Genomic DNA, 21,726 nt, shown 5'->3' on the forward strand with positions numbered 1-21,726 from the left:
AAGAACAGGAGACTTCCATGCTCTACCGCGAAAACGGCCAGTTCAAGACGAGCTACCGCGCTGACCAGCAGATCTTTCCGATCGCGCAGGACCGCATTGCCATCGGCATCATCCTGGCCATCGCCTTCATCGCCGTGCCCATGCTGGCCAGCGACTACATCTTCCGTGCCATCCTGATCCCCTTCGTCATCATGGCGCTGGCGGCCCTGGGGGTGAACATCCTGGTGGGCTACTGCGGCCAGATCTCGCTGGGCTCGGGCGCCTTCATGGCCGTGGGCGCCTACGGGGCCTACAACTTCTTCGTGCGTTTCCCCGGCATGCCGCTGATCCCGGCACTGATCCTGGGCGGGCTGTGCGCCACGTTCTTCGGCATCCTGTTCGGGCTGCCCAGCCTGCGCGTCAAGGGGCTGTACCTGGCCGTGGCGACGCTGGCCGCGCAGTTCTTCAGCGACTGGATGTTCCTGCGCATCAAGTGGTTCACCAACAACTCCGACTCGGGCTCGGTGTCGGTCACCAACCTGCAGGTGCTGGGCATGCCGATCGAAAGCGCCACCAGCAAGTACATCTTCTGCCTGGCCATCCTGGTGGTGGTGGCCCTGCTGGCCAAGAACCTGGTGCGCGGCGCCATCGGGCGTGAGTGGATGGCCATCCGTGACATGGACGTGGCTGCGGCCGTGATCGGCATCCGCCCCATGTACGCCAAGCTCAGCGCGTTTGCGGTCAGCTCGTTCATTGTGGGCATGGCCGGTGCGCTGTGGGCCTTTGTGCACCTGGGCGCTTGGGAGCCTGCGGCCTTCTCGGTGGAAATTTCGTTCCGCCTGCTGTTCATGGTGATCATCGGCGGGCTCGGCTCGATCATGGGTGGCTTCTTTGGTGCGGCCTTCATCGTGGTGCTGCCCATCGTGCTCAACCAGTTCCTGCCGGCCTTCATGGGGATCTTTGGCATCGAGGTGTCCACCGCCGGTGTCTCGCATGCCGAGCTGATGATCTTCGGAGCTCTGATCGTGTGGTTCCTCATCGTGGAGCCCCATGGTCTGGCCAAGCTGTGGTCCACCGCCAAACAAAAACTCCGCCTCTGGCCCTTCCCCCACTGATCCCCTGCCAGTTTTTCCCGTGCTTCAACACATTCATCCAAAGGAGACATCCATGAAGCTTTCGAAAATCGTGATCGCCGCTGCGGTGGTTGCTGCCGGTGCCTCGTCCATTGCGACGAGCGCCCTCGCACAAGCCAAGGAGCAGTTCTTCCCGCTGCTGTCCTACCGCACAGGCCCCTACGCACCCAACGGTGTGCCATGGGCCAACGGCAAGCAGGACTACATCAAGATGATCAACGCCCGCGACGGCGGCATCAACGGTGTGAAGCTGACCTTTGAAGAATGCGAAACCGGCTATGCCACCGACCGTGGCGTGGAATGCTACGAACGCCTCAAGAGCCGCCCTGGCGTGTCGCTGTTCGACCCCCAGGCCACCGGCATCACCTTTGCGCTGACCGAAAAAGCGCCCGTGGACAAGATCCCGCTGATGACGCTGGGCTATGGCCTGTCGGTGGCGCAGGACGGCCAGGCGTTCAAGTGGAACTTCCCGTTCATGGGCAGCTACTGGACAGGCGCCGACATCCTGATCCAGCACATTGGCAAGGCCAACGGCGGTCTGGACAAGCTCAAGGGCAAGAAGATTGCGCTGGTGTACCACGACAGCCCGTTTGGCAAGGAGCCCATCCCGCTGCTGCAAGAACGCGCCAAGATGCACGGCTTTGAGCTGCAGATGCTGCCCGTGACCGCGCCCGGCGTGGAGCAAAAAGCCACCTGGCTGCAAGTGCGCCAGAGCCGCCCTGACTACGTGCTGCTGTGGGGCTGGGGTGTGATGAACTCCACCGCCCTCAAGGAAGCCCAGGCCACCGGCTACCCCCGCGACAAGATGTATGGCGTGTGGTGGGCGGGTGCCGAGCCCGATGTGCGTGACGTGGGCGAAGGCGCCAAGGGCTACAACGCGCTGGCACTGAACACCTCGGGCCAGCAGCCCAAGGTGATCCAGGACATCCTGAAGAACGTTCACGACAAGGGCCAGGGCACAGGGCCCAAGGACGAAGTGGGCTCGGTGCTGTACACGCGCGGCGTGATCATCCAGATGCTGGCCGTCGAATCGGTGCGCCGCGCACAGGAGCGTTTTGGCAAGGGCAAGGTCATGACCGGCGAACAAGTGCGCTGGGGCATGGAAAACCTGGCCCTGGACCAGAAGAAGCTCGATGCGCTGGGCTTTGGCGGCGTGATGCGTCCGCTGTCCACCAGCTGCGCTGACCACATGGGATCCACCTGGGCGCGCGTCCACACCTGGGATGGCAGCAAGTGGAACTTCTCGTCCGACTGGTACCAGGCCGATGAGCAGATCTTGAAGCCCATGGTCAAGGCCGGTGCGGACAAGTACCTGGCCGACAAGAAGATGACGCGCCGCGACGCTGCGGACTGCCAGAGCTAAGCACATCCCCCTGAGCGGCTTTGCCGCTTCCCCCTTCTCTCTTAGCGCTTCGCGCTGCGGGAAGGGGGACGCCACCAGCGCGGCGGGGCGGCCCTTGCGCGGTGGCACTGGTATTTCAGGCTGCGACCGTTTCAAGGGCCAGTGACGTAACGGCTGCTTTCTGGCAGCCGCCAATCCAAAGGGTTGTGCAACAGCTCTTTGGATTGGTACAGGAAGGCAACACCATGGACTCCAACAGCAATATCGTTCTCAACGTCAACGGCATCGAGGTCATCTACAACCACGTGATCCTGGTGCTCAAGGGCGTGTCACTGCAGGTGCCGCAGGGCTCCATCGTGGCCATCCTGGGGGGGAACGGGGCGGGCAAGACGACCACGCTGCGCGCCATCTCCAACCTGCTGCAGGGCGAGCGGGGCGAGGTCACCAAGGGTTCCATCGAGCTGCGCGGCGAGCGCATCGAAAACCTCTCGCCCGCGGACCTGGTGCAGCGTGGCGTGGTGCAGGTGATGGAGGGGCGCCACTGTTTTGCCCACCTGACCATTGAAGAGAACCTGATGACGGGCAGCTACACCCGCACCAGCAAGGCCGAGATCGCAGCCAACCTGGAGAAGGTCTACAACTACTTTCCGCGCCTCAAGACGCGCCGCACCTCGCAGGCCGCCTACACCTCGGGTGGCGAGCAGCAGATGTGCGCCATCGGCCGCGCGCTGATGGCCAACCCCAGCATGGTGCTGCTGGACGAGCCCTCGATGGGCCTGGCGCCGCAGATCGTGGAGGAGGTGTTCAACATCGTGAAGGACCTGAACACCAAAGAAAAGGTCACCTTCCTGCTGGCCGAGCAGAACACCAACATGGCCCTCAAGTATTCGGACTACGGCTACATCATGGAAAGCGGCCGCGTGGTGATGGACGGCGCCGCGAGCGACCTGGCCAACAACGAGGACGTGAAGGAGTTCTACCTGGGCGTGGGCGGCGGCGAGCGCAAGAGTTTCAAGGATGTCAAAAGCTACAAGCGGCGCAAGCGCTGGTTGGCTTGAGGAGCCCCCTGTGGCGCTGCGCGCCTTCCCCCTCAGGGGGACGCCACCAGCGCGGCGGGGCGGCCCTTGCGCGGTGGCGCTGGCTTTCGTCAGCGCCGGTATTCCAGGCTCCGCACCTTTTCAAACGCTGAACGGATCACTCCTATTTTCATAGCTGCTTGCGCTTTATGGATAAGCGCCAGAGGCCAATTTCACTTCAAACCACCTCACAAGGAACCCCAGGCATGAGCACGTTTTATGACGCCCTGGAAACACGCAGCCCCGCAGAGCGCGAAGCGGCGCTGATGGCTGCGCTGCCGCAGCAGATCGCCCATGCCCAGAAGGCATCGCCCGCATTTGCCGGCATCCTGGCTGGCGTGGATGCAACCACCATCACCGGCCGCGCGGCCCTGGCAAAGCTGCCCGTCACGCGCAAGTACGAGTTGCTGGAGCGCCAGCAGGCAGGCCGCGCCACCAACGTGTTTGGTGGCTTCAGCGCGCTGGGTTTTGGCGCGGCCATGCCGCGTGTGTTTGCCAGCCCCGGCACCATCTACGAACCCGAAGGCACGCGGCGCGACTACTGGCGCATGGCGCGCGCCATCCATTCCGCAGGCTTTCGGCCCGGTGAGCTGATCCACAACAGCTTCAGCTACCACTTCGTGCCTGCGGGCTCGATGATGGAAACCGGCGCACACGCTCTGGGCTGCACGGTGTTTGCAGGCGGCACGGGGCAGACCGAGCAGCAGGTGCAGGCCATGGCCGAACTGCAACCTGCGGGCTACATCGGCACGCCCAGCTTTCTCAAGATCATTGTCGAAAAAGCCGCCGAGATGGGTGTAACGCTGCCCACGATGACCAAGGCGCTGGTGTCGGGCGAGGCCTTTCCGCCCTCACTGCGCGAGTGGTTTGCCGAGCGCGGCATCGCGGGCTACCAGTGCTACGCCACGGCCGACCTGGGGCTGATTGCCTACGAGACCTCGGCCCGCGAAGGCCTGGTGCTCGATGAAGGTGTGATCGTCGAGATCGTGCGTCCCGGCACGGGCGACCCGGTGCCCGAGGGCGAGGTGGGCGAGCTGGTGGTGACCACGCTCAACCCCGACTACCCGCTGATCCGCTTTGGCACGGGTGATCTGTCGGCCGTGCTGCCAGGGCAGTGCCCCACGGGCCGCACCAACACCCGCATCAAGGGCTGGATGGGCCGGGCCGACCAGACCACCAAGGTCCGCGGCATGTTCGTGCACCCCGGCCAGGTGGCCACGATTGCACAGCGTTTTCCGCAGGTGCTGCGCGCACGCCTGGTGGTCAGCGGCGAGATGGCCAACGACCAGATGGTGCTGCAGGTGGAAACCGTGGAGACCGCCGAGGGCCTGGCACACCAGCTCTCGGACGCGATCCGCGAGGTGACCAAGCTGCGGGGCGACGTGCAGATGGTGGCCCCTGGCACGCTGCCCAACGATGGCAAGGTGATTGAGGACGCGCGGAGCTATAAGTAGCCTCCGCCATGGCGCCATGCGGCGCCTAGCCGCAGCTGCCAGAGGCTGCAGCTCCTCTATCCCCAACGGAAACGCCGCCCGTGGCCTGGCAAAGCGTTCCACGGTGGCGCTGGCATCGGGTCGTGCCTGTCTCGGTGATGAGCGGCATGGGCGTGCTGTCAATGCGCAAACGTGGGCCCTTCCCGCTCCGCCCAAAGGTTTGCGTCAGCGCAAAAAGTGCCCGCTTTGCGCGGTGGCATGCCGCAGTGTTTACCCTAGCATTGCTCCTTATTTTGTAGCATTCAGCGCTTTATAGACAAGCGCTTCAGGCGTCTTTTTGTTAAAAACCATGCCCCCTGTGTGCTACGTAATATCCGCAATGTTCCCGCACCCCCCCCTCGCTATCATGGCCCGTCATTCACAGGAGAGACCCATGAAAACAACGCTGAAACTTGCATTGATCGCTGCGGCCGCAGCCACCGCTTTTGGCGCCAGCGCCCAAGACTATCCCGCCAAGGACAAGACCATCACCATCGTGGTTCCCTTTGCTGCGGGCGGCCCCACCGACCGCGTGGCGCGCGACCTGGCCGAAGCACTGCGCAAGCCCCTGGGTGCTACTGTGGTGGTGGACAATACGGCCGGCGCCGGCAGCTCCATCGGTGCAGCCCGCGTAGCCCGCGCCGCACCGGACGGCTACACGCTGCTGCTCAACCACATTGGCATGTCCACCATGCCCGCGCTGTACCGCAAGCTGTCATTCAGCGTGCCCAACGACTTTGAATACCTGGGCATGGTCAACGATGTGCCTATGACGCTGATCGCTCGGCCCACCATGCCTGCGAACAACTTCAAGGAACTCACCGCCTGGATCCAGCAGAACAAGGGCAAGATCAACCTGGGCAATGCCGGCCTGGGCGCAGCGTCGCACCTGTGTGGCCTGATGTTCCAGAGCGCCATGCAGGTGGACATGACCCCCGTGCCGTACAAGGGCACGGCCCCCGCCATCACCGACCTGATTGGCGGCCAGATCGACCTGCTGTGCGACCAGACCACGAACACCACGCCACAGATCGAAGGCAAGAAGGTCAAGGCCTACGCCGTGACCACGCCCAAGCGCCTGACCACCCCGGCTCTGAAGGACCTGCCCACCCTGGCGGAGTCGGGCCTGAAGGACTTCAACGTCAGCATCTGGCACGGCCTGTACGCGCCCAAGGGCACGCCAGCTCCCGTCGTGACCAAGATCAACGAAGCCCTCAAGCTTGCACTGAAGGACCCCGAGTTCATCAAGAAACAAGAAGGCCTGGGCGCGGTGGTCGTCACCGACAAGCGCATGGAACCCGCTGAACACAAGAAGTTTGTACAGGCCGAAATCGACAAGTGGGGCGCTGTGATCAAGGCTGCAGGCACCTACGCAGACTGATCAATTTTTCCCTTCCAGTCATTGTTGGAATAGCCGCCTCGGCCTTGGCCGAGGCGGCTTTTTTTGTGCCTGCCATTGAGCTCGGCACCACCACCTTGGGGTAATCCATCTGCACGGATCGCGCCGTGCCGCGTAAAAAGCTTTGCATGCATACGAAACACCTGCGAAAGGACGCCCCCCCCATGACAACACGCCCCCATCCACGCCGCCGCACCGTTGCGGCACTGGCCTGCGCCGCCCTGGGTTGCGCTGCCCTGCTGCCCCTTGCGCACGGCCAACAACAAGCCAGCACCTGGCCCACCAAGCCCGTGCGCATCGTGGTGCCCTTTGCCCCCGGTGGCACCACCGACATCCTGGCGCGCGCCATGGCGCCCGAACTCTCGCGCGCGTTTGGCCAGCAGTTCATTGTGGACAACCGCGCCGGTGCTGGCGGCAATGTGGGCGCCGACATCGTCGCCAAGTCGCCGGGGGACGGCTACACGCTGCTGATGGGCACCGTGGGCACTCACGGCATCAACCGCGCGCTATACGCCAAGCTGCCCTACGACCCCATCAAGGACTTTGTCCCCGTCACGCTGGTGGCTGCGGTGCCCAATGTGATGGTGATGAATGCCGACAAGGCCAAGGCCCAGGGCATCGCCAACGTGCAGGATTTCATCCGCGTCGCCAAGGCCAGCCCCGGCAAGATGAACATGGCCTCCAGCGGCAACGGCACATCGATCCATCTGGCAGGCGAGCTGTTCAAGAGCATGACTGGCACCTTCATGCTGCACTTGCCCTATCGGGGTTCCGGCCCCGCGCTCATGGACATGGTGGCGGGCAACGCCGACGTGATGTTTGACAACCTGCCTTCGTCGATGGCGCAGATCAAAGCGGGCAAGCTCACGGCCCTGGCCGTGACCAGTTCAGAGCGCTCCAGCGCCCTGCCCGACGTTCCCACAGTGGAGCAGGCCGGAGGCCCGACCCTCAAGGGCTACGAGGCCAGCTCCTGGTTCGGCCTGCTTGCCCCGGCGGGCACGCCCCAGGACATCGTGAACCGCATCCAGCAGGAAGTGGCCAAGTCACTGGCCACCCCGGCGATGAAAGAACGGCTGGTGGCGCAAGGCGCTATTCCGGGTGGCAACACACCCGCCGAGTTTGCCAAACACATCGACAACGAACACAAGAAGTGGGCTCAGGTGGTGAAGGCGTCGGGGGCGAAGGTGGACTGACCTGTTGCCGTGGTGGCGGGCCTGCGGGTCAGCCCGTGATGGCTGCCTGCGCGGGCTGCAGGCGCTTTTCACCCGTGGCAAACGAGGCGCGCTGGATGCGCCCGTTCGAGACTTCATACACGCACAGCATCTCCAGCGTCCCCAGGCCCTCGGGAAAATTGCGCGTGATCAATTCGCAGTCCACCACCACATTCGCCACCACCGTGCGCGACAGCAGCCGTGCATGCAGGTCGGGCTCGGCAAAGCGTGCCAGAAAGCGCGGGCGCATCTCGGCATGCCCTTGCGCAAGCCGCTCTCCGTGGAGGACAAACTGCTGCGCGTCTTCGGCGTAGGTCGTCAGCAAGGCATCGATGTTCTTGGCGTTGTAGGCGTCCAGCTGAGCCTGGACGACGGCCAGCGGAGAAAGGTCGCAAGTCATTGGCGGGTTGCACAAGAAAGAAGAAACCTGCAGGGGGCTGCCGTGAATATGCGCCGCGAACGAAGCTGCTCGCCGCCCACTGGCTCAAAAGACGAGGCGCTACACCCCCCAGACCACGTCCACATCCGCCGCAGCACTGCGCTTGAGCATGTCGATCAGCGGTGCCACCCGCTGCCGCAGACGCACGGCCTCAGCGCGGTCTTCCGCACTGGCCTCATCCTCTCCACCCGCGTCTGCGGACGCCTGCTGAGCCTCTTCGGACGCCACGGCGGACTCCAGCGCAGCGATGGCGGCAGGGATCTGGGCGGCCGTCACGATGCCGCTGGCACCGGGTGTCTTGCCCATGATGGTCACCACCTGGCGGCCCTGCGGCTCCAGCATGATCAGATCGGCTGCGGCGCGGGATTTGAATTTGTAGAGCATGGAGAAGCGTTTTCGTGGAAGAAGCAGACTCAGCTGCGGTAGATGTAATCGCGAATGAACGGATAGCCTGATTGTGCGCCGGGCATGGCCCCGGTGGCCACATCTCCGTCAGGCTTGATGGCCAGCATCTGGTGCAGTGCCATCCAGCCGCGCTCAAACCCCAGGGCACTGCCCGCAAGATACAGGCGGTATGCACGCAAGACCTTATCACCCTGCTGCGCCCCACCCTGTGCGGCCAGCACCTCACGGGCCGCAGGCAATTGGGCTTCGAGCCCGTCGGACCACGCCCACAGCGTACGCGCGTAGTGTGGGCGCAGGTTCTCGGTGTCCACCATCTCCAGGCCTGCGCGGGCCATGTCGTGCAGCACCGTGCTCACATGCAACAGCTCGCCGCCCGGGAAGATGTACTGCTCGATAAAGTCACCCATGCCCGCGCCCAGTTGCGCGTTGTCTGCGCCCCCCGCTGTGATGCCGTGGTTCAGCACCAGCCCTCCGGGCCGCAGCAGGCCCGCCACCGTCTCAAAGTAGCGCTGCATCTGCGCGCGGCCTACATGCTCGAACATGCCCACCGAGGCGATCTTGTCGAAGGGCTGCTCCACCTGCAGCTCGCGGTAATCCACCAGTTGCATGCGCACGCGCCCCTGCAGCCCACGCTCTTCAATGCGCCGCTGCACATGGGCGTGCTGGTTGCGCGACAGCGTGATGCCTGTGGCATCCACACCGTAGTGCTCGGCCGCCCACAGCAGCAGGCCACCCCAGCCCGCGCCAATGTCCAGAAACCGGTCCCCCGGTTGCAGCTGCAGCTTGCGGCAAATGTGGTCGAGCTTGGCCTCCTGCGCCTGGGCCAGCGTCAGGTCTGGGGACCGGTAGTACGCACACGAATACACGCGGCGCGGATCGAGCCACAGCGCGTAGAAGTCGTCCGACAGGTCGTAATGGAACTGCACATGGCGCGCGTCATGCGCCAGCGTGTGCACCGCCATCGACCGCGCGCGTGCCAGCACCCGCTGCCACCAGCCGTGGTGCTGGTCGCGGGCCGGGTCGCGGGTCAACAGGCCCGCAGCGGCGGTCATCAGGTCGCGCATGCCGCCTTCCAGCGCCACGCGCCCCTCGACGATGGCAGCCCCCACATTGCCGATCTCGCCCGTGGCCAGCGCCACCAGTGCCATGCGGTCACGAAAGCGCAGCGTTACAGCAGGCTCGGGCGCGCCCAGTTGCTGGCCCGCAGGCAACTGGACTGCCATCGGCACCGGCAAGGCCGCCAGCCGCCCCTCCAAGGTGTGCAGCAAGTGCTTCATGCGGCGCATCTTGAGAAATTTGCTGCACTGCGTCAACACCCCGCGATGGCATCAGGGGTTTCGCCGGGAAGGCCCCATTGACAGCATTTTGTTTAAGCCTAAACTATTTTGGCATGAACATCCTCTGCATTGGCGGTGGGCCCGCCGGTCTCTACTTCGCCCTGCTCATGAAGCAGCAAAACCCCGCGCACCGCGTCACGGTGGTCGAACGCAACCGGCCGTTCGACACCTTCGGATGGGGGGTGGTGCTGTCGGACCAGACGCTGGCCAACCTGCAGGCGGCCGACGCGCCCACGGCAGCCCTGATCGGCGACGCGTTCAACCACTGGGACGATATCGAGGTGTTCTTCAAGGGGCGCAGCGTGCGCTCCACAGGCCACGGCTTCTGCGGCATTGGCCGCAAGCGCCTGCTCAACATCCTGCAGGACCGGTGCCTGGCGGTGGGCGTGGAGCTGGTGTTCGAGACCGACGTGACCGACGACCAGGCGCTGGCTGCGCAGTACAACGCCGACCTGGTGATCGCCAGCGATGGCCTCAACAGCCGCATCCGTACCCGCTACGCCACCACCTACCAGCCCGATATCGACCTGCGCGAGTGCCGTTTTGTCTGGCTGGGTACGCACAAAAAGCTGGATGCTTTTACGTTTGCTTTCGAGCAAACTGAGCACGGCTGGTTCCAGGCGCATGCCTACCAGTTCGATGCCGACACCTCCACCTTCATCATCGAGACCCCCGAAGCGGTGTGGAAGGCGCACGGTCTCGACCAGATGGAGCAGCCCGAGGCCATTGCATTCTGCGAAAAGCTGTTTGCCAAATACCTGGACGGCAACGCGCTCATCAGCAACGCCACGCACCTGCGCGGCTCGGCCAACTGGATCCGCTTCCCGCGCGTGATCTGCAACACCTGGGTGCACCGCGAGACCATCGGCGGGAAGCAGGTACCCATCGTGCTGATGGGTGACGCGGCGCACACCGCACATTTCTCGATTGGCAGCGGCACCAAGCTCGCGCTCGAAGACGCCATTGACCTGGCCAACGAATTCGCCACGGGCTTGCCGATTGACGAGGTGCTGCAGCACTATGAAGCGCGCCGCAGCGTGGAGGTGCTCAAGATCCAGAACGCCGCGCGCAACAGCACCGAGTGGTTTGAGAACGTGGCGCGCTACGCCGGCATGCCCGTGGAGCAGTTCACGTACTCGCTGCTCACGCGCAGCCAGCGCATCAGCCACGAGAACCTGCGGCTGCGCGATGCCGCGTGGCTGGAGGGTTATGAGGCCTGGCTCGCGGGTGGCAAGGCCGCGATTCCGCCCATGCTCACGCCCTTCACGCTCAAAGGCCTCACGCTCAAGAACCGCATCGTCGTCTCGCCCATGGCCACCTACAGCGCGGTCGAGGGCGTGCCGCAGGACTTCCACCTGGTGCACCTGGGCGCTAGGGCCCTGGGCGGCGCAGCGCTGGTGATGGTTGAGATGACCAGCCCCACGCCCGAGGGCCGCATCACCCCCGCCTGCCCCGGCCTGTGGAACGACGCACAGCAAGCCGCCTTTGCGCGCGTCGTCAACTTTGTGCACGGCAGCAGCACGGCCAAGATCGGCCTGCAGTTGGGCCACAGCGGCCCCAAGGGCTCGACCCGCGTGGGCTGGGAAGGCACGGACGAACCGCTGGAGGCGGGCAACTGGCCCCTGCTGGCCGCCAGCCCCATCGCCTATGGCGCGCAGAACCAGACACCTGCCGCCATGACCCGCGCCGACATGGACCGCGTGACCGCCGCGTTTGTGGACAGCGCCCGCCGCGCCGTGGCCTGCGGCTTTGACTGGCTGGAGCTGCACTGCGCACACGGCTACCTGCTGGCCAGCTTTTTGAGCCCCGCCACCAACCAGCGTACCGATGCATACGGCGGCAGCCTGGAGAACCGCTGCCGCTACCCGCTGGAGGTGCTGACCGCGCTGCGCGCCGTGTGGCCGGCCGACAAGCCGCTCTCCGTGCGTATCTCGGCCCACGACTGGCTCCCCGACGGAAATACTGCCGACGACGCCATCGCCATTGCGCGCTTGTTCAAGGCGGCAGGCGCAGACCTGATCGACGTGTCCTCCGGCCAGACCACACGCGACTCGCGTCCGGTGTATGGCCGCATGTACCAAACGCCGTTTGCCGACCGCATCCGCAACGAGGTGGGCATTGCCACAATGGCCGTGGGCGCGATCACCGAGGCCGACCACGCCAACAGCATCATCGCCGCCGGCCGCGCCGACCTGTGCGCCATTGCACGCCCCCACCTGGCCGACCCGGCCTGGACGCTGCACGCCGCCGCGCAGCTGAGCCCCGTGGCCGCAGCGCACACCGACTGGCCGGTGCAGTACACCAGCGGCCGCGACCAGATGCTGCGCGAGATATCCAAGCAAAAACAGCTCCTTGCGCAGGCCAATCAAACGCAAGCAGCTACCAAAAACAGAGCATCCGAGGAAGAAGGCTAGCCATGGACCTCGAAGCCCGCCTGCACGGCGCTGCCCCCAGCGAGCACCCCGAAGCCCTGCGCCTGTGGCTGCGCCTGCTCACCTGCACCCAGCTCATCGAAAAACAGGTGCGCAGCCACCTGCGCGCGCAGTTCGACACCACGCTGCCACGCTTTGACCTGATGGCCCAGCTGGAGCGCGCGCCGGACGGCATGAAGATGAAGGAACTCTCGCGCCGCATGATGGTGACGAGCGGCAACATCACCGGCATCACCGACCAGCTCGTGGCCGAGGGGCTGGTGGAGCGCATGGACGTGGAAGGCGACCGCCGCGCGTACCTCGTGCGCCTCACGCCGCAAGGCCGCGAGCAGTTCAACACCATGGCGCGCCAGCACGAGCAATGGATCGTCGAAGCCTTCGCCTCGCTGGGCGAGCGCGACATCAGCACCTTGTACCGCCTGCTGGGCAAGGTGAAAGAACACACACAAAACAATTCTTTGGAGACAGCCGAATGAAACACTTCATCGGGGCGAGCAACCCCATGCGCGAGCAGTTCAACCCGCAAGCCAGCTATGTGGCCGAGCACTTTGCCTGGACCTTTGCCGATGGTGTGGGCACCGTCACGCTCAACCGCCCGGACCGCAAGAACCCACTGACCTTCCAGAGCTACGCCGAGTTGCGCGACTTCTTCTATGCGCTGCGCTTTGCCACCGATGTGAAGGCCATCGTCGTCACCGGCGCGGGCGGCAACTTTTGCTCGGGTGGTGATGTGCACGAGATCATCGGCCCGCTGACCACCATGACCATGCCCGAGCTGCTGGAGTTCACACGCATGACCGGTGATTTGGTCAAGGCCATGCGCGCCTGCCCACAGCCCGTGCTGGGCGCCATCGACGGCATTTGCGCCGGTGCGGGCGCGATGATGGCGCTGGCCTGCGACATGCGCTACGGCACCCAGGCCACCAAGACCGCCTTCTTGTTCACCCGCGTGGGCCTGGCCGGGGCCGACATGGGCGCCTGCGCGCTGCTGCCCCGCATGATCGGCCAGGGCCGCGCCAGCGAGCTGCTGTTCACCGGTCGCGCGATGACCGCGCACGAAGGCCTGGCCTGGGGCTTCTTCAACGACCTGTATGAAAGCGCCGACCTGCTGGCCAACGTGCAGGCCACAGCGCGCGCACTGGCCGACGGCCCCACCTTTGCCCACGGCATGACCAAAACCATGCTGAGCCAGGAGTGGAGCATGACCATCGAACAGGCCATCGAGGCCGAGGCACAGGCCCAGGCCATCTGCATGCAGACCGAAGACTTCCGCCGCGCCTACGAAGCCTTTGCTGCCAAGCAAAAGCCCGTGTTCCAGGGGGATTGAACCCATGCATGTCGCCACGCCCCCCGCCCCTTGCCCGCCCTCCACGGCGCACCTGGCTCTGCCCTTCTTTGACGACGCCCACCGCACGCTGGCCGAGGGCCTGGTGCCCTGGGCGGCCGCGCAAGAGGTCGATGAAACCGACGACCGCGCCGCCTGCCGCGACTGGGTGAAACGCCTGGGCTTGGGCGGCTGGCTGCGCTACTGCGTGCCCGCAGCGCACGGCGGCGCACTGCCCGCACTGGACTCGCGCGCGCTGGTGCTGCTGCGCGAGACCCTGGCCTACCACTCGCCGCTGGCGGACTTTGCGTTTGCGATGCAGGGCCTGGGCAGCGGTGCGATCACCCTGGCGGGCAGCCCCGCTCAGCAGGCGCACTACCTGCAAGGTGTGGCGCGCGGCGAGCTGATTGCGGCGTTTGCGCTCAGCGAGCCCGAGGCGGGCTCCGATGTAGGCGCTATGCAAACCATAGCTACCAGCACAGATTCCACTAGCGCTACAGGCACTTTTTGCTTGAACGGCACCAAAACCTGGATCAGCAACGGCGGCATTGCCGACTTCTACTGTGTGTTCGCCAAGACCAACCCCAGCGGCGGCACGCGCGGCATCAGCGCCTTCATCGTCGATGCGAACGCGCCAGGGCTGGACACCTCGCGCCATATCCATGTGATGGCGCCGCACCCGCTGGCCACGCTGCAGTTCAGCGACTGCAACGTGCCCGCCACAGCGCTGCTGGGCGAAGAAAACGGCGGCTTCAAGCTGGCCATGCGCACGCTGGACATCTTCCGCGCATCGGTGGCCGCCGCCGCCTTGGGCATGGCGCGCCGCGCGCTGGCCGAGGCGGTGCACCACGCCCGCCAGCGCCGCATGTTCGGCCAGACGCTCGCAGACTTCCAGCTCACGCAGGCCAAGATCGGCGAGATGGCTGCACTGGTGGACAGTGCCGCGCTGCTCACCTACCGCGCGGCCTGGCTGCGTGACACCGGCCAGGCGCGCGTCACCGCAGAAGCAGCCATGGCCAAGATGACCGCCACCGAAAACGCCCAGCGCGTGATCGACATGGCGCTGCAGTTGCACGGCGGGCGCGGTGTGGAGGTGGGTAGCAAGGTCGAATCGCTGTACCGCGACATCCGCTCGCTGCGCATCTACGAAGGCGCGACCGAGGTGCAGCAACTGATCATCGGCAAGGCCGTTCTGCAGGAGTAATCGCATGAAAGCCCCCTCCGCCCAGCCCGACCACTTCGTGCACGACCGGCTGCCGCCGCCCGAGGCCTGGCCCACACTGCGCTACGACCTGCCCGAGCTGCAGATCGCCAACCAGGCCAACCTGGTGCAGGCGCTGTTCGACCAGGCCGAGCGCGCTGGCCACATCGACCGCCCCCTGTTGCGCGGCCCGCACCGCACGTACACCTACCGCGACGCCCGCACCGAGGCCGCGCGCATTGCCGAGGTGCTGACGCAGGACCACGGCCTGGTGCCCGGCAACCGCGTGCTGCTGCGCGGCGGCAACACGGTGGAGATGGCGCTGGCCTGGCTGGGTACCGTCTACGCGGGGCTGGTGGCGGTAGCCACCATGCCGCTGCTGCGCGCGGTGGAACTGGGCAGCATCATCGACCGCGCCCAGCCCACGCTGGCGTTGTGCGACGGCCGCCTGCTGGCCGAACTGCAAGCGGCACAGACACAGCACCCCGTGCTCGCCACCATCGTGCCCTTCCACACCGCACCCGATGCAGCCGACCTGCTGCAGCGCGCGCAGGGCAAGCCTGGCACCACGCCGCCCTGCCCCACGTCGGCGGACGACATCGCGCTGATGGCGTTCACCTCGGGCACCACGGGCGCACCCAAGGCCGCCGTGCACACACACCGCGATGTGCTGGCAGGCTGCGAGGCCTGGCCGCGCCATGTACTCAAGGCCACGCCCAATGACATCGTGGCGGGCTCGCCGCCGCTGGCGTTCACCTTTGGCCTGGGCGGCTTGCTGGTGTTTCCGATGTGGGCCGGCGCCAGCGTGTACTTCCCCGACCAGCCCTACACGCCCGAAACCATGGTGCGGCTGATGCGCGATGCGGGCGTGACCATCTGCTACACCGCGCCCACCTTCTACCGGCAGATGGCGCCGTTCGCCAAGCAGATCGGCCTGCCCCAGCTGCGTACCAGCGTGAGCGCGGGCGAGGGCCTGCCGGACGCCACGCGCCAGCTGTGGAAGGAGGCGACCGGCCTGGACATGACGGACGGCATTGGCGCCACCGAAATGTTCCACATCTTCATTTCCTCGCCCGGCGGTGAGAGCCGGCGCGGCGCCATCGGCAAGGTGGTGCCCGGCTATACCGCCAAGGTGGTGGACGATGATGGCAATGAGCTGCCGCGCGGCACCGTGGGCAAGCTCGCGGTGATTGGCCCCACGGGCTGCAAGTACCTCGACGACCCGCGCCAGGCCAAGTATGTAAAGGATGGCTGGAACTACCCGGGCGACGCCTTCACGCAAGACGCCGACGGCTACTTCTTCTACCAGGCGCGCGATGACGACATGATCATCACCGCGGGCTACAACGTGGGTGGCCCCGAGGTCGAAGACGCCCTGTTGCGCCACCCCGCCGTGGCCGAGTGCGGCGTGATCGGCGTGCCCGATGAGGAGCGCGGCATGGTGGTCAAGGCCATCTGCGTCCTGAAGCCCGGGCACACGGGCGACGCCGCCATGGTCAAGACGCTGCAGGACCATGTGAAAGCCACCATTGCTCCGTTCAAATACCCGCGCCTGGTGGAGTTCGTCGCGGCCTTGCCCCGCACCGAAACTGGCAAGCTGCAGCGCTTCAAGCTGCGCCAGGGTACGGCTGCATCACCCTCCGCCGCTACGCCCAATTCCACAAAAACAACATGACGATGAAAAACACCCTTTTGCAGCCCGAAGGCTGGGTCACCCCCAAGGGCTACGCCAACGGCGTGGCCGCGCGCGGCACCATGGTCTTTACCGGCGGCCAGATCGGCTGGAATGCGCAGCAGCAGTTTGAGAGCGACGACTTCATCGCCCAGACCAAGCAGACGCTGCTGAACGTGCGGGCGGTGCTGGAGGCTGGCGGCGCAGGCCCCGAGCACCTGGTGCGGCTGACCTGGTACGTGACCGACCGCAACGAATACAACAGCCGCTTGAAGGAGCTGGGCGCGGTCTACCGCGAGGTGCTGGGCAAGAACTTTCCGGCCATGGCCTGCGTGCAGGTGGCGGGGCTCATGGAAGAGCGCGCGAAGATCGAGATTGAAGCAACCGCCGTAATCCCGGACTGAGCTTTTCCAGTTGCCGTTGCAGCGCTTGCCCGTAGAGGATGAAGGCCAGCGCCGCCCCAATCAACGGCAGCGCGGCAAACACCCAGCCCGTGAGCAGCTCGCCCCCCAGCGCCACGCCCACCAGCAAAGCCACCGCAGGGTTCACGAACGAATAGCTGCCCGCCAGCGCGGCCGACGTGTTCTGCAGCAGCCATAGATATGCATTGAGCGCCACCAAGGTCCCAAACACCAGCAGATAGACCCACGCCGCCCACGACTTGGCAGTGACCTGGCCCAGGGCGCTCAACGGCTCAAACCACAACGCCACGAGCAGCCCCATGGCGCCCCCCGCAAACCACTGCGCGGCCGATGCCATGGCGGGCGCAGGTAGCGACAGCTTGCGCGATGCATACGAGCCCATGCTCCAGCACAGCGGCGCACCAAAGGCCAGCAGCGCACCGAGCCAGGTGGCCGAGAAATCGCCCTCCAGCGCCAGCAGCAGTGCGCCCACCACGCCCAGGGCCAGACCGATCCAGCTGGTGAACGGCACGCGCTCGCCGCCCCAGCGCGACCACAGCGCCAGCCACATCGGCATGGTGGTGACCACCGTGGCCATCAGGCCCGAGCCAATGCCCAGCTTTTGCGCAAAACCCATCAGGTTCATGGCCAGAAACACCATGCAGCCGCCCACCACCGCCGAATTGCGCCATTGCACCCACGTGGGCAATGCATGGCCTTGCCACAGCGCAATCAGCAGCATCACCCCGCCTGCACACAGAAAGCGGATCGCATTCATCAGCAGCGGCGGCATGCTCTGCAGCGCAATACCAATGGCGAAATAGGTAGTGCCCCAGACGATGTAGACCAACAGCAGTGCCATGGCCACCGCCCCTTTGCGCTGTGCGCGGGCTTGCGCATTGAAAATTGCCGGCATATTCTTCACCTGACCGAATAATTTATGGAAACCGCAAGGTTTTCGGAATTTTTACCAAAATCGAGCGGCTATGCAAGCAAATATTCAGACAGATGACATGGACGCCAGAATTATTTCGGCGCTAGGCGCCGATGGCCGACGTTCCTATGCCGATGTGGGGGCCGAAGTGGGACTGTCCACCGCCGCAGTGCACGAGCGCGTGAAGAAGCTGCTGGACAAGGGCGTGATTCGCCGGTTTTCGATCAGCGTGGACCCGGAACGCGTGGGGCTGAACTTCACCGCGTTTGTGGCGATCCGCAACGATGGCGGCGCGCACTGCCGCGACATTGCGCCGCGCCTGCGCGGTATCCCCCAGGTGGAGGAGTTGCACAGCGTGGCTGGCGAGCACGACTTCCTGGCCAAGATCCGCACCACGCACGCGCGCGGGCTGGAGGACGTGCTCTACCAGATCAAGGCGATTCCCGGCGTGGCGCGCACCACGAGCACCGTGGTCCTAAATACCGAGTTTGAAGACCGGCCGCTGGACCTGGGCTGGGTGAATGGCGACAAGGGAGGTTGATGCGTAGGGGCGGCCTCGGCTTGGTCGCGCGGCTTTTTACGCAGCCACCGGGGCGAGTTCAGCCGCAGCGGCAACCGCCGCTGGAACTGGCGCCAGCCGCTGCACCAGCGCCATGTAGTAGCCCAGCGGGGGCGTGACCAACCCCGGCACCTTGGCATGGTCGTCATAGCGGCGCAGGCGGATGGCCTCCTGCGCAAAGGGCTGGGCCGCAAACTGCATCGCCTCTTTGGGCGTGTAGGGCCCGCCCTGCAGCACCAGGCTGTGCTGCGATGCGGGCGAAAGCGTCTCCCAGTACCCCGGCTCCATGGTGCACAGGTAGCGCTTGGCATCCACATGCAGGCGGATGGGCTCCAGCACCGCGTCGGGCAGCAGGCCCCGCAAGAACGGGATGGCCATGTACTGGTGCAGGTCGTCCTGCTCGGCCGTGTCGCCCCCGGGCGCCAGCAGGTGGCCCAGGTCGTGCAGCAAGGCCGCCACCACAGTGGCCGGGGTTTCACCCGATTTTTCGGCCCACTGCGCACACTGCAGCGCATGCTCCAGCTAGCTGACCGCCTCGCGGCCGTACTGGTTCACTCCCCGAGTGGAGAGCAGGTGGGCAATGTCTTCAAGGCTCAATGCCATCGTCTTTCCTTACTAGACCAATGCCTTGCGGATGCGGGCCGACACCAGGTCGATCACGCTCACCGTGACCACAATGATGAGCATCACGGCGCAGGTCTCGGCGTACTGGAAGCCCCGGATGATTTCCCACAGCACCACCCCAATGCCTCCGGCGCCCACCATGCCCACCACCATGCCCACCACCGAGGCCGAGCGCACGTTGGCCTCGAAGCGGTACAGCGTGTACGAGATCCACAGCGGCATGACCTGCGGAATCACGCCGTAGATGATTTCGTGCAGTGCGCTCGCACCGGTGGAACGGATGCCTTCCACCGGCTGTGGGTCAATCGCCTCCACGGCTTCGGAGAACAGCTTGGCCAAGGTGCCCGAGGTGTGGATCCACAGCGCCAGCACCCCGGCAAACGGCCCCAGGCCCACGGCCACCACAAACAGCATGGCAAACACCATTTCGTTGATGGCGCGGCACGCGTCCAGCACGCGGCGCACTGGTTGGTACACCCACCAGGGCACGATGTTGGACGAGGCCAGCAGTGCCAGCGGCACGGCGGTGACCACCGCCAGCGCCGTGCCCCACAGCGCAATCTGCAGCGTGACCAGCATCTCCTGCACATAGATCTGCCATTGCGCAAAATTGGGCGGAAAGAACTCCGCCGCATAGCTGACCATGTTGCCCGAGTCGTTCCACAGATCGAGCGGGCGCATGTCGGCACCCTTCCAGGACGCAGCCAGCAACACCAGCAGGATGCCCCACGACAGGTACCAGGCCAGGCTGCGCTTGGGCGACGTGGTGTTGGCCAGCGTGGCCAGCGAGGGATTCAAAGCAGAGGACATGGAGACACCCGGGCCGCAACAAGAAACCTACGGATTACTTCAACGACGCCAGCTGCTGGTCGATCTCGGCCAGGCGGGTCTTCTTGTCGGCGTCGGCCAGCGTGGCGTCGCCTTCGATCTTGTTGCGCTTGCCGAACAGGTCGAGCTGGCGGATTGGCGTGAGCTGCGCATTGCTCGATGCCTTGAAGCCCGAGAGCTTGGAGATCTTCATGACGATCTCCTTTTCACGCGCATCGGTCTTGGCATAGTTGTAGAAGAAGTCCTTGATCTTGGCCTTCAGTGGCTCTGGCAGGTCTTTGCGCATCACCAGCGGGTCGAGGGCAATCAGCGGCGAAGTCCAGACAATCTTGATGTCCTTGAACTTTTCGGGCTGGCGCTCCTTGATCTTTTCCAGGTTCTCGCTGTTGTTGGTGGCCACATCCACCTGCTTGTTGGCCACGGCCAGCGCGTTGGTCTCGTGGTTGGCACTGCGCGTGATCTTGAAGTGCGTCTTCGCGTCGATCTTGTTCTGTGCAAAGGCGTAGTAACCGGGCACCAGGAAGCCCGAGGTGGAGTTGGGGTCGCCGTTGCCAAAGCTCAGCGACTTGCCGTTCTTGAGCACGTCATCCAGGGTGGCCAGGGGGCTGTCCTTGTGCACGATGAGGTGCGAGTAGTAGCCCTGCGTGCCGTCGGCGTTCACCATCTGCGCGAAGACTTCGCCATTGGCGCGGTCTACGGCTTCCATGGCCGACTTGTTGCCCAGCCAAGCCACCTGCATCTTGTTGAAGCGCATGGCTTCGATGAGGCCTGCGTAGTCGGATGCAAAGAAGGCGTTGATCTTCAGACCGGTCTGCTTGGCCATGTCATCCAGCAGGGGCTGCCAGTCGGCCTTGAGGTTTTGCGAGGCCTCGGTCGAGATCATGCCGAAGTTGATGTCCTGGGCCAACGCGCCCGTGGTCAAACCCAGCCCGATCGTCAGGGCGGCACACAGTTTCTTGAACATGTTGAAAACTCCAGAGAAAGGAATTGAAAAGAAACAAAAAGACCGTTCAGGCGGCCTGGACCATGGCGGGCGCCCACTGAGGGACGGGTGTTGGGGCATGTACGGGTGCTGTGGGGGCACCCGCTGCATCCGACAGAATTTCGTCGGCGTGCACGCCATACAGGCTGCGCAGCAGTGCGGGCGTGAGTGCCGCCGAAGGGCCGTCGTACACCACCTGCCCATGGTGCAGGGCTACCACGCGGGGGCAGTATTTGGTGGCCACATCCACCTGGTGCAGCGACACGATGACAGTGCAGCGGTCCTCGCGGTTGATGCGGGCCAGGATGTCCATGACCTTGCGCGAGGACTCCGGGTCCAGCGACGCGATGGGCTCGTCGGCCAGTACCACCTTGGCGCCCTGCACCAGCGTGCGGGCAATGGCCGCGCGCTGCTGCTGCCCGCCGGACAGGGTGGAAGCACGTTGTGCATGGCATTCGGCAATGCCCACGCGGTGGAGCGCTTCCAGCGCCAGTGCGCGCTCCTGCGGCTTGAACATGCGCAGCCAGCCGCGCCACCAGGGCGTGCGGTGCAGCAGGCCCACCAGCACGTTCATCAACACCGGCAAGCGGTCCACCAGGTTGAACTGCTGGAACACAAAGCCCACCTGCGAACGCACCTTGCGGATGTCACTGTGGATGCGCCCGCCCTGCTGCACGCAGCGGCCGTCCACCTCTATCAGCGAATCGCTGGACGCATCGGCCACCACCAAGCCCGCCACATGGCGCAGCAGGGTGGACTTGCCCGAGCCCGATGCACCGATCAACGCCACCATCTCGCCGCGCTGCACGGTGAGGTTGATGTCGCGCAGGGCGTGTTTGCCGTTGGCGAAGTGCTTGTTCAGTTGGTGGATGTGCAGTGCGGCAGTCATGGCAGCCTCCTGGGGGTTAAGTCGTCTAGACAACCGGAGTGTGGTTGTGGGGCGTGACAGTGCTTTGACAGTTGGGAGAAGTTTGGA

At 65.0% G+C, this 21,726-nt stretch carries 21 protein-coding genes; 13 read left to right on the forward strand and 8 right to left on the reverse strand.

Features of this window, described 5'->3' with window-relative positions:
• Positions 1-17 precede the first annotated feature (17 nt).
• The 6 genes from C8C93_RS17345 (at position 18) to C8C93_RS17370 (ending at position 7,594) form a co-directional block, all read left to right on the forward strand.
• Positions 18-1,094 (forward strand): branched-chain amino acid ABC transporter permease, encoded by a 1,077-nt coding sequence (locus tag C8C93_RS17345; protein ID WP_055400013.1) that lies wholly within the window; start codon positions 18-20, stop codon positions 1,092-1,094.
• A gap of 52 nt (positions 1,095-1,146) precedes the next feature.
• On the forward strand, positions 1,147-2,475 hold the full coding sequence (locus C8C93_RS17350; protein WP_121507719.1) for an ABC transporter substrate-binding protein: 1,329 nt from the start codon (positions 1,147-1,149) through the stop codon (positions 2,473-2,475).
• Between the two features lie 224 nt (positions 2,476-2,699).
• On the forward strand, positions 2,700-3,512 hold the full coding sequence (locus tag C8C93_RS17355) for an ABC transporter ATP-binding protein (protein WP_055400025.1): 813 nt from the start codon (positions 2,700-2,702) through the stop codon (positions 3,510-3,512).
• 224 nt (positions 3,513-3,736) lie between these two features.
• Positions 3,737-4,984, forward strand: coding sequence for a phenylacetate--CoA ligase family protein (locus C8C93_RS17360; RefSeq protein WP_121507720.1), 1,248 nt, complete (start codon positions 3,737-3,739; stop codon positions 4,982-4,984).
• Between the two features lie 412 nt (positions 4,985-5,396).
• Positions 5,397-6,383: a tripartite tricarboxylate transporter substrate-binding protein gene (locus C8C93_RS17365; RefSeq protein ID WP_121422117.1), complete on the forward strand. Its 987-nt coding sequence runs from the start codon at positions 5,397-5,399 to the stop codon at positions 6,381-6,383.
• 182 nt (positions 6,384-6,565) lie between these two features.
• Entirely contained in the window at positions 6,566-7,594 is a 1,029-nt protein-coding gene (locus tag C8C93_RS17370; protein ID WP_121507721.1) for a tripartite tricarboxylate transporter substrate binding protein, read from the forward strand.
• A gap of 28 nt (positions 7,595-7,622) precedes the next feature.
• Here the strand turns inward: C8C93_RS17370 and C8C93_RS17375 are convergent, their stop codons facing one another.
• The 3 genes from C8C93_RS17375 to C8C93_RS17385 all read right to left on the reverse strand — a co-directional run bounded on the left by C8C93_RS17375 (position 7,623) and on the right by C8C93_RS17385 (position 9,733).
• Entirely contained in the window at positions 7,623-8,012 is a 390-nt protein-coding gene (locus C8C93_RS17375; RefSeq protein ID WP_121507722.1) for a nuclear transport factor 2 family protein, read from the reverse strand.
• A gap of 99 nt (positions 8,013-8,111) precedes the next feature.
• A complete protein-coding gene (locus C8C93_RS17380) occupies positions 8,112-8,435 on the reverse strand; it encodes a DUF1840 domain-containing protein (RefSeq protein WP_121422116.1) in 324 nt (107 codons plus the stop codon).
• A gap of 29 nt (positions 8,436-8,464) precedes the next feature.
• A complete protein-coding gene (locus tag C8C93_RS17385; RefSeq protein ID WP_121508846.1) occupies positions 8,465-9,733 on the reverse strand; it encodes a class I SAM-dependent methyltransferase in 1,269 nt (422 codons plus the stop codon).
• A gap of 113 nt (positions 9,734-9,846) precedes the next feature.
• Between C8C93_RS17385 and C8C93_RS17390 the strand changes: the two genes are divergently transcribed.
• The 6 genes from C8C93_RS17390 to C8C93_RS17415 are packed head-to-tail and all read left to right on the forward strand — an operon-like array spanning position 9,847 to position 16,826.
• Entirely contained in the window at positions 9,847-12,207 is a 2,361-nt protein-coding gene (locus C8C93_RS17390) for a bifunctional salicylyl-CoA 5-hydroxylase/oxidoreductase (RefSeq protein WP_121507723.1), read from the forward strand.
• A gap of 2 nt (positions 12,208-12,209) precedes the next feature.
• On the forward strand, positions 12,210-12,701 hold the full coding sequence (locus tag C8C93_RS17395; protein ID WP_121507724.1) for a MarR family winged helix-turn-helix transcriptional regulator: 492 nt from the start codon (positions 12,210-12,212) through the stop codon (positions 12,699-12,701).
• Complete coding sequence (locus C8C93_RS17400) at positions 12,698-13,552, forward strand: enoyl-CoA hydratase family protein (RefSeq protein WP_121507725.1); 855 nt, start codon at positions 12,698-12,700, stop codon at positions 13,550-13,552. The genes C8C93_RS17395 and C8C93_RS17400 overlap by 4 nt, the downstream gene beginning before the upstream one ends.
• A gap of 4 nt (positions 13,553-13,556) precedes the next feature.
• On the forward strand, positions 13,557-14,753 hold the full coding sequence (locus C8C93_RS17405) for an acyl-CoA dehydrogenase family protein (protein WP_121507726.1): 1,197 nt from the start codon (positions 13,557-13,559) through the stop codon (positions 14,751-14,753).
• A 4-nt stretch (positions 14,754-14,757) separates the two neighbouring features.
• Positions 14,758-16,425 carry an AMP-binding protein gene (locus C8C93_RS17410; protein ID WP_121507727.1) on the forward strand — a complete coding sequence of 556 codons (1,668 nt, stop codon included), beginning with the start codon at positions 14,758-14,760 and terminating at the stop codon, positions 16,423-16,425.
• 2 nt (positions 16,426-16,427) lie between these two features.
• Positions 16,428-16,826, forward strand: coding sequence for a RidA family protein (locus C8C93_RS17415; RefSeq protein WP_015012337.1), 399 nt, complete (start codon positions 16,428-16,430; stop codon positions 16,824-16,826).
• Here the strand turns inward: C8C93_RS17415 and C8C93_RS17420 are convergent.
• On the reverse strand, positions 16,771-17,739 hold the full coding sequence (locus C8C93_RS17420; protein WP_121507728.1) for an EamA family transporter: 969 nt from the start codon (positions 17,737-17,739) through the stop codon (positions 16,771-16,773). The genes C8C93_RS17415 and C8C93_RS17420 overlap by 56 nt on opposite strands.
• Positions 17,740-17,836: 97 nt before the next feature.
• On the opposite strand from C8C93_RS17420, the gene C8C93_RS17425 reads away from it, so the two are divergent.
• On the forward strand, positions 17,837-18,298 hold the full coding sequence (locus C8C93_RS17425) for an Lrp/AsnC family transcriptional regulator (protein ID WP_056059735.1): 462 nt from the start codon (positions 17,837-17,839) through the stop codon (positions 18,296-18,298).
• Positions 18,299-18,334: 36 nt separating this feature from the next.
• Here C8C93_RS17425 and C8C93_RS17430 read toward each other — a convergent pair whose 3' ends face one another.
• From C8C93_RS17430 to phnC, 4 genes are all read right to left on the reverse strand, one after another.
• Positions 18,335-18,838, reverse strand: a complete 504-nt coding sequence (locus C8C93_RS17430; RefSeq protein WP_233559600.1) for an HD domain-containing protein — start codon at positions 18,836-18,838, stop codon at positions 18,335-18,337.
• Between the two features lie 93 nt (positions 18,839-18,931).
• Positions 18,932-19,750 (reverse strand): phosphonate ABC transporter, permease protein PhnE, encoded by an 819-nt coding sequence (gene phnE / locus C8C93_RS17435; RefSeq protein ID WP_121507729.1) that lies wholly within the window; start codon positions 19,748-19,750, stop codon positions 18,932-18,934.
• Between the two features lie 34 nt (positions 19,751-19,784).
• Positions 19,785-20,732 carry a phosphonate ABC transporter substrate-binding protein gene (gene phnD, locus C8C93_RS17440; protein WP_121507730.1) on the reverse strand — a complete coding sequence of 316 codons (948 nt, stop codon included), beginning with the start codon at positions 20,730-20,732 and terminating at the stop codon, positions 19,785-19,787.
• 46 nt (positions 20,733-20,778) lie between these two features.
• Complete coding sequence (gene phnC / locus C8C93_RS17445) at positions 20,779-21,639, reverse strand: phosphonate ABC transporter ATP-binding protein (protein WP_121507731.1); 861 nt, start codon at positions 21,637-21,639, stop codon at positions 20,779-20,781.
• Between the last annotated feature and the right edge of the window lie 87 nt (positions 21,640-21,726).

Source organism: Acidovorax sp. 93, assembly GCF_003633835.1.
Lineage (GTDB): Bacteria > Pseudomonadota > Gammaproteobacteria > Burkholderiales > Burkholderiaceae_C > Acidovorax > Acidovorax facilis.

Bases quoted from the DNA above. Each gene is read 5' to 3' on its own strand.
- C8C93_RS17415 (WP_015012337.1), top strand. From the start codon at position 16,428: ATGAAAAACACCCTTTTGCAGCCCGAAGGCTGGGTCACCCCCAAGGGC.
- C8C93_RS17375 (WP_121507722.1), bottom strand. From the start codon at position 8,012: ATGACTTGCGACCTTTCTCCGCTGGCCGTCGTCCAGGCTCAGCTGGAC.
- phnD (WP_121507730.1), bottom strand. From the start codon at position 20,732: ATGTTCAAGAAACTGTGTGCCGCCCTGACGATCGGGCTGGGTTTGACC.
- C8C93_RS17350 (WP_121507719.1), top strand. From the start codon at position 1,147: ATGAAGCTTTCGAAAATCGTGATCGCCGCTGCGGTGGTTGCTGCCGGT.
- C8C93_RS17395 (WP_121507724.1), top strand. From the start codon at position 12,210: ATGGACCTCGAAGCCCGCCTGCACGGCGCTGCCCCCAGCGAGCACCCC.
- C8C93_RS17425 (WP_056059735.1), top strand. From the start codon at position 17,837: ATGGACGCCAGAATTATTTCGGCGCTAGGCGCCGATGGCCGACGTTCC.
- C8C93_RS17400 (WP_121507725.1), top strand. From the start codon at position 12,698: ATGAAACACTTCATCGGGGCGAGCAACCCCATGCGCGAGCAGTTCAAC.
- C8C93_RS17405 (WP_121507726.1), top strand. From the start codon at position 13,557: ATGCATGTCGCCACGCCCCCCGCCCCTTGCCCGCCCTCCACGGCGCAC.
- C8C93_RS17345 (WP_055400013.1), top strand. From the start codon at position 18: ATGCTCTACCGCGAAAACGGCCAGTTCAAGACGAGCTACCGCGCTGAC.
- C8C93_RS17355 (WP_055400025.1), top strand. From the start codon at position 2,700: ATGGACTCCAACAGCAATATCGTTCTCAACGTCAACGGCATCGAGGTC.
- C8C93_RS17385 (WP_121508846.1), bottom strand. From the start codon at position 9,733: ATGAAGCACTTGCTGCACACCTTGGAGGGGCGGCTGGCGGCCTTGCCG.
- C8C93_RS17390 (WP_121507723.1), top strand. From the start codon at position 9,847: ATGAACATCCTCTGCATTGGCGGTGGGCCCGCCGGTCTCTACTTCGCC.
- C8C93_RS17420 (WP_121507728.1), bottom strand. From the start codon at position 17,739: ATGCCGGCAATTTTCAATGCGCAAGCCCGCGCACAGCGCAAAGGGGCG.
- phnE (WP_121507729.1), bottom strand. From the start codon at position 19,750: ATGTCCTCTGCTTTGAATCCCTCGCTGGCCACGCTGGCCAACACCACG.
- C8C93_RS17380 (WP_121422116.1), bottom strand. From the start codon at position 8,435: ATGCTCTACAAATTCAAATCCCGCGCCGCAGCCGATCTGATCATGCTG.
- C8C93_RS17360 (WP_121507720.1), top strand. From the start codon at position 3,737: ATGAGCACGTTTTATGACGCCCTGGAAACACGCAGCCCCGCAGAGCGC.
- C8C93_RS17370 (WP_121507721.1), top strand. From the start codon at position 6,566: ATGACAACACGCCCCCATCCACGCCGCCGCACCGTTGCGGCACTGGCC.
- C8C93_RS17410 (WP_121507727.1), top strand. From the start codon at position 14,758: ATGAAAGCCCCCTCCGCCCAGCCCGACCACTTCGTGCACGACCGGCTG.
- C8C93_RS17365 (WP_121422117.1), top strand. From the start codon at position 5,397: ATGAAAACAACGCTGAAACTTGCATTGATCGCTGCGGCCGCAGCCACC.
- phnC (WP_121507731.1), bottom strand. From the start codon at position 21,639: ATGACTGCCGCACTGCACATCCACCAACTGAACAAGCACTTCGCCAAC.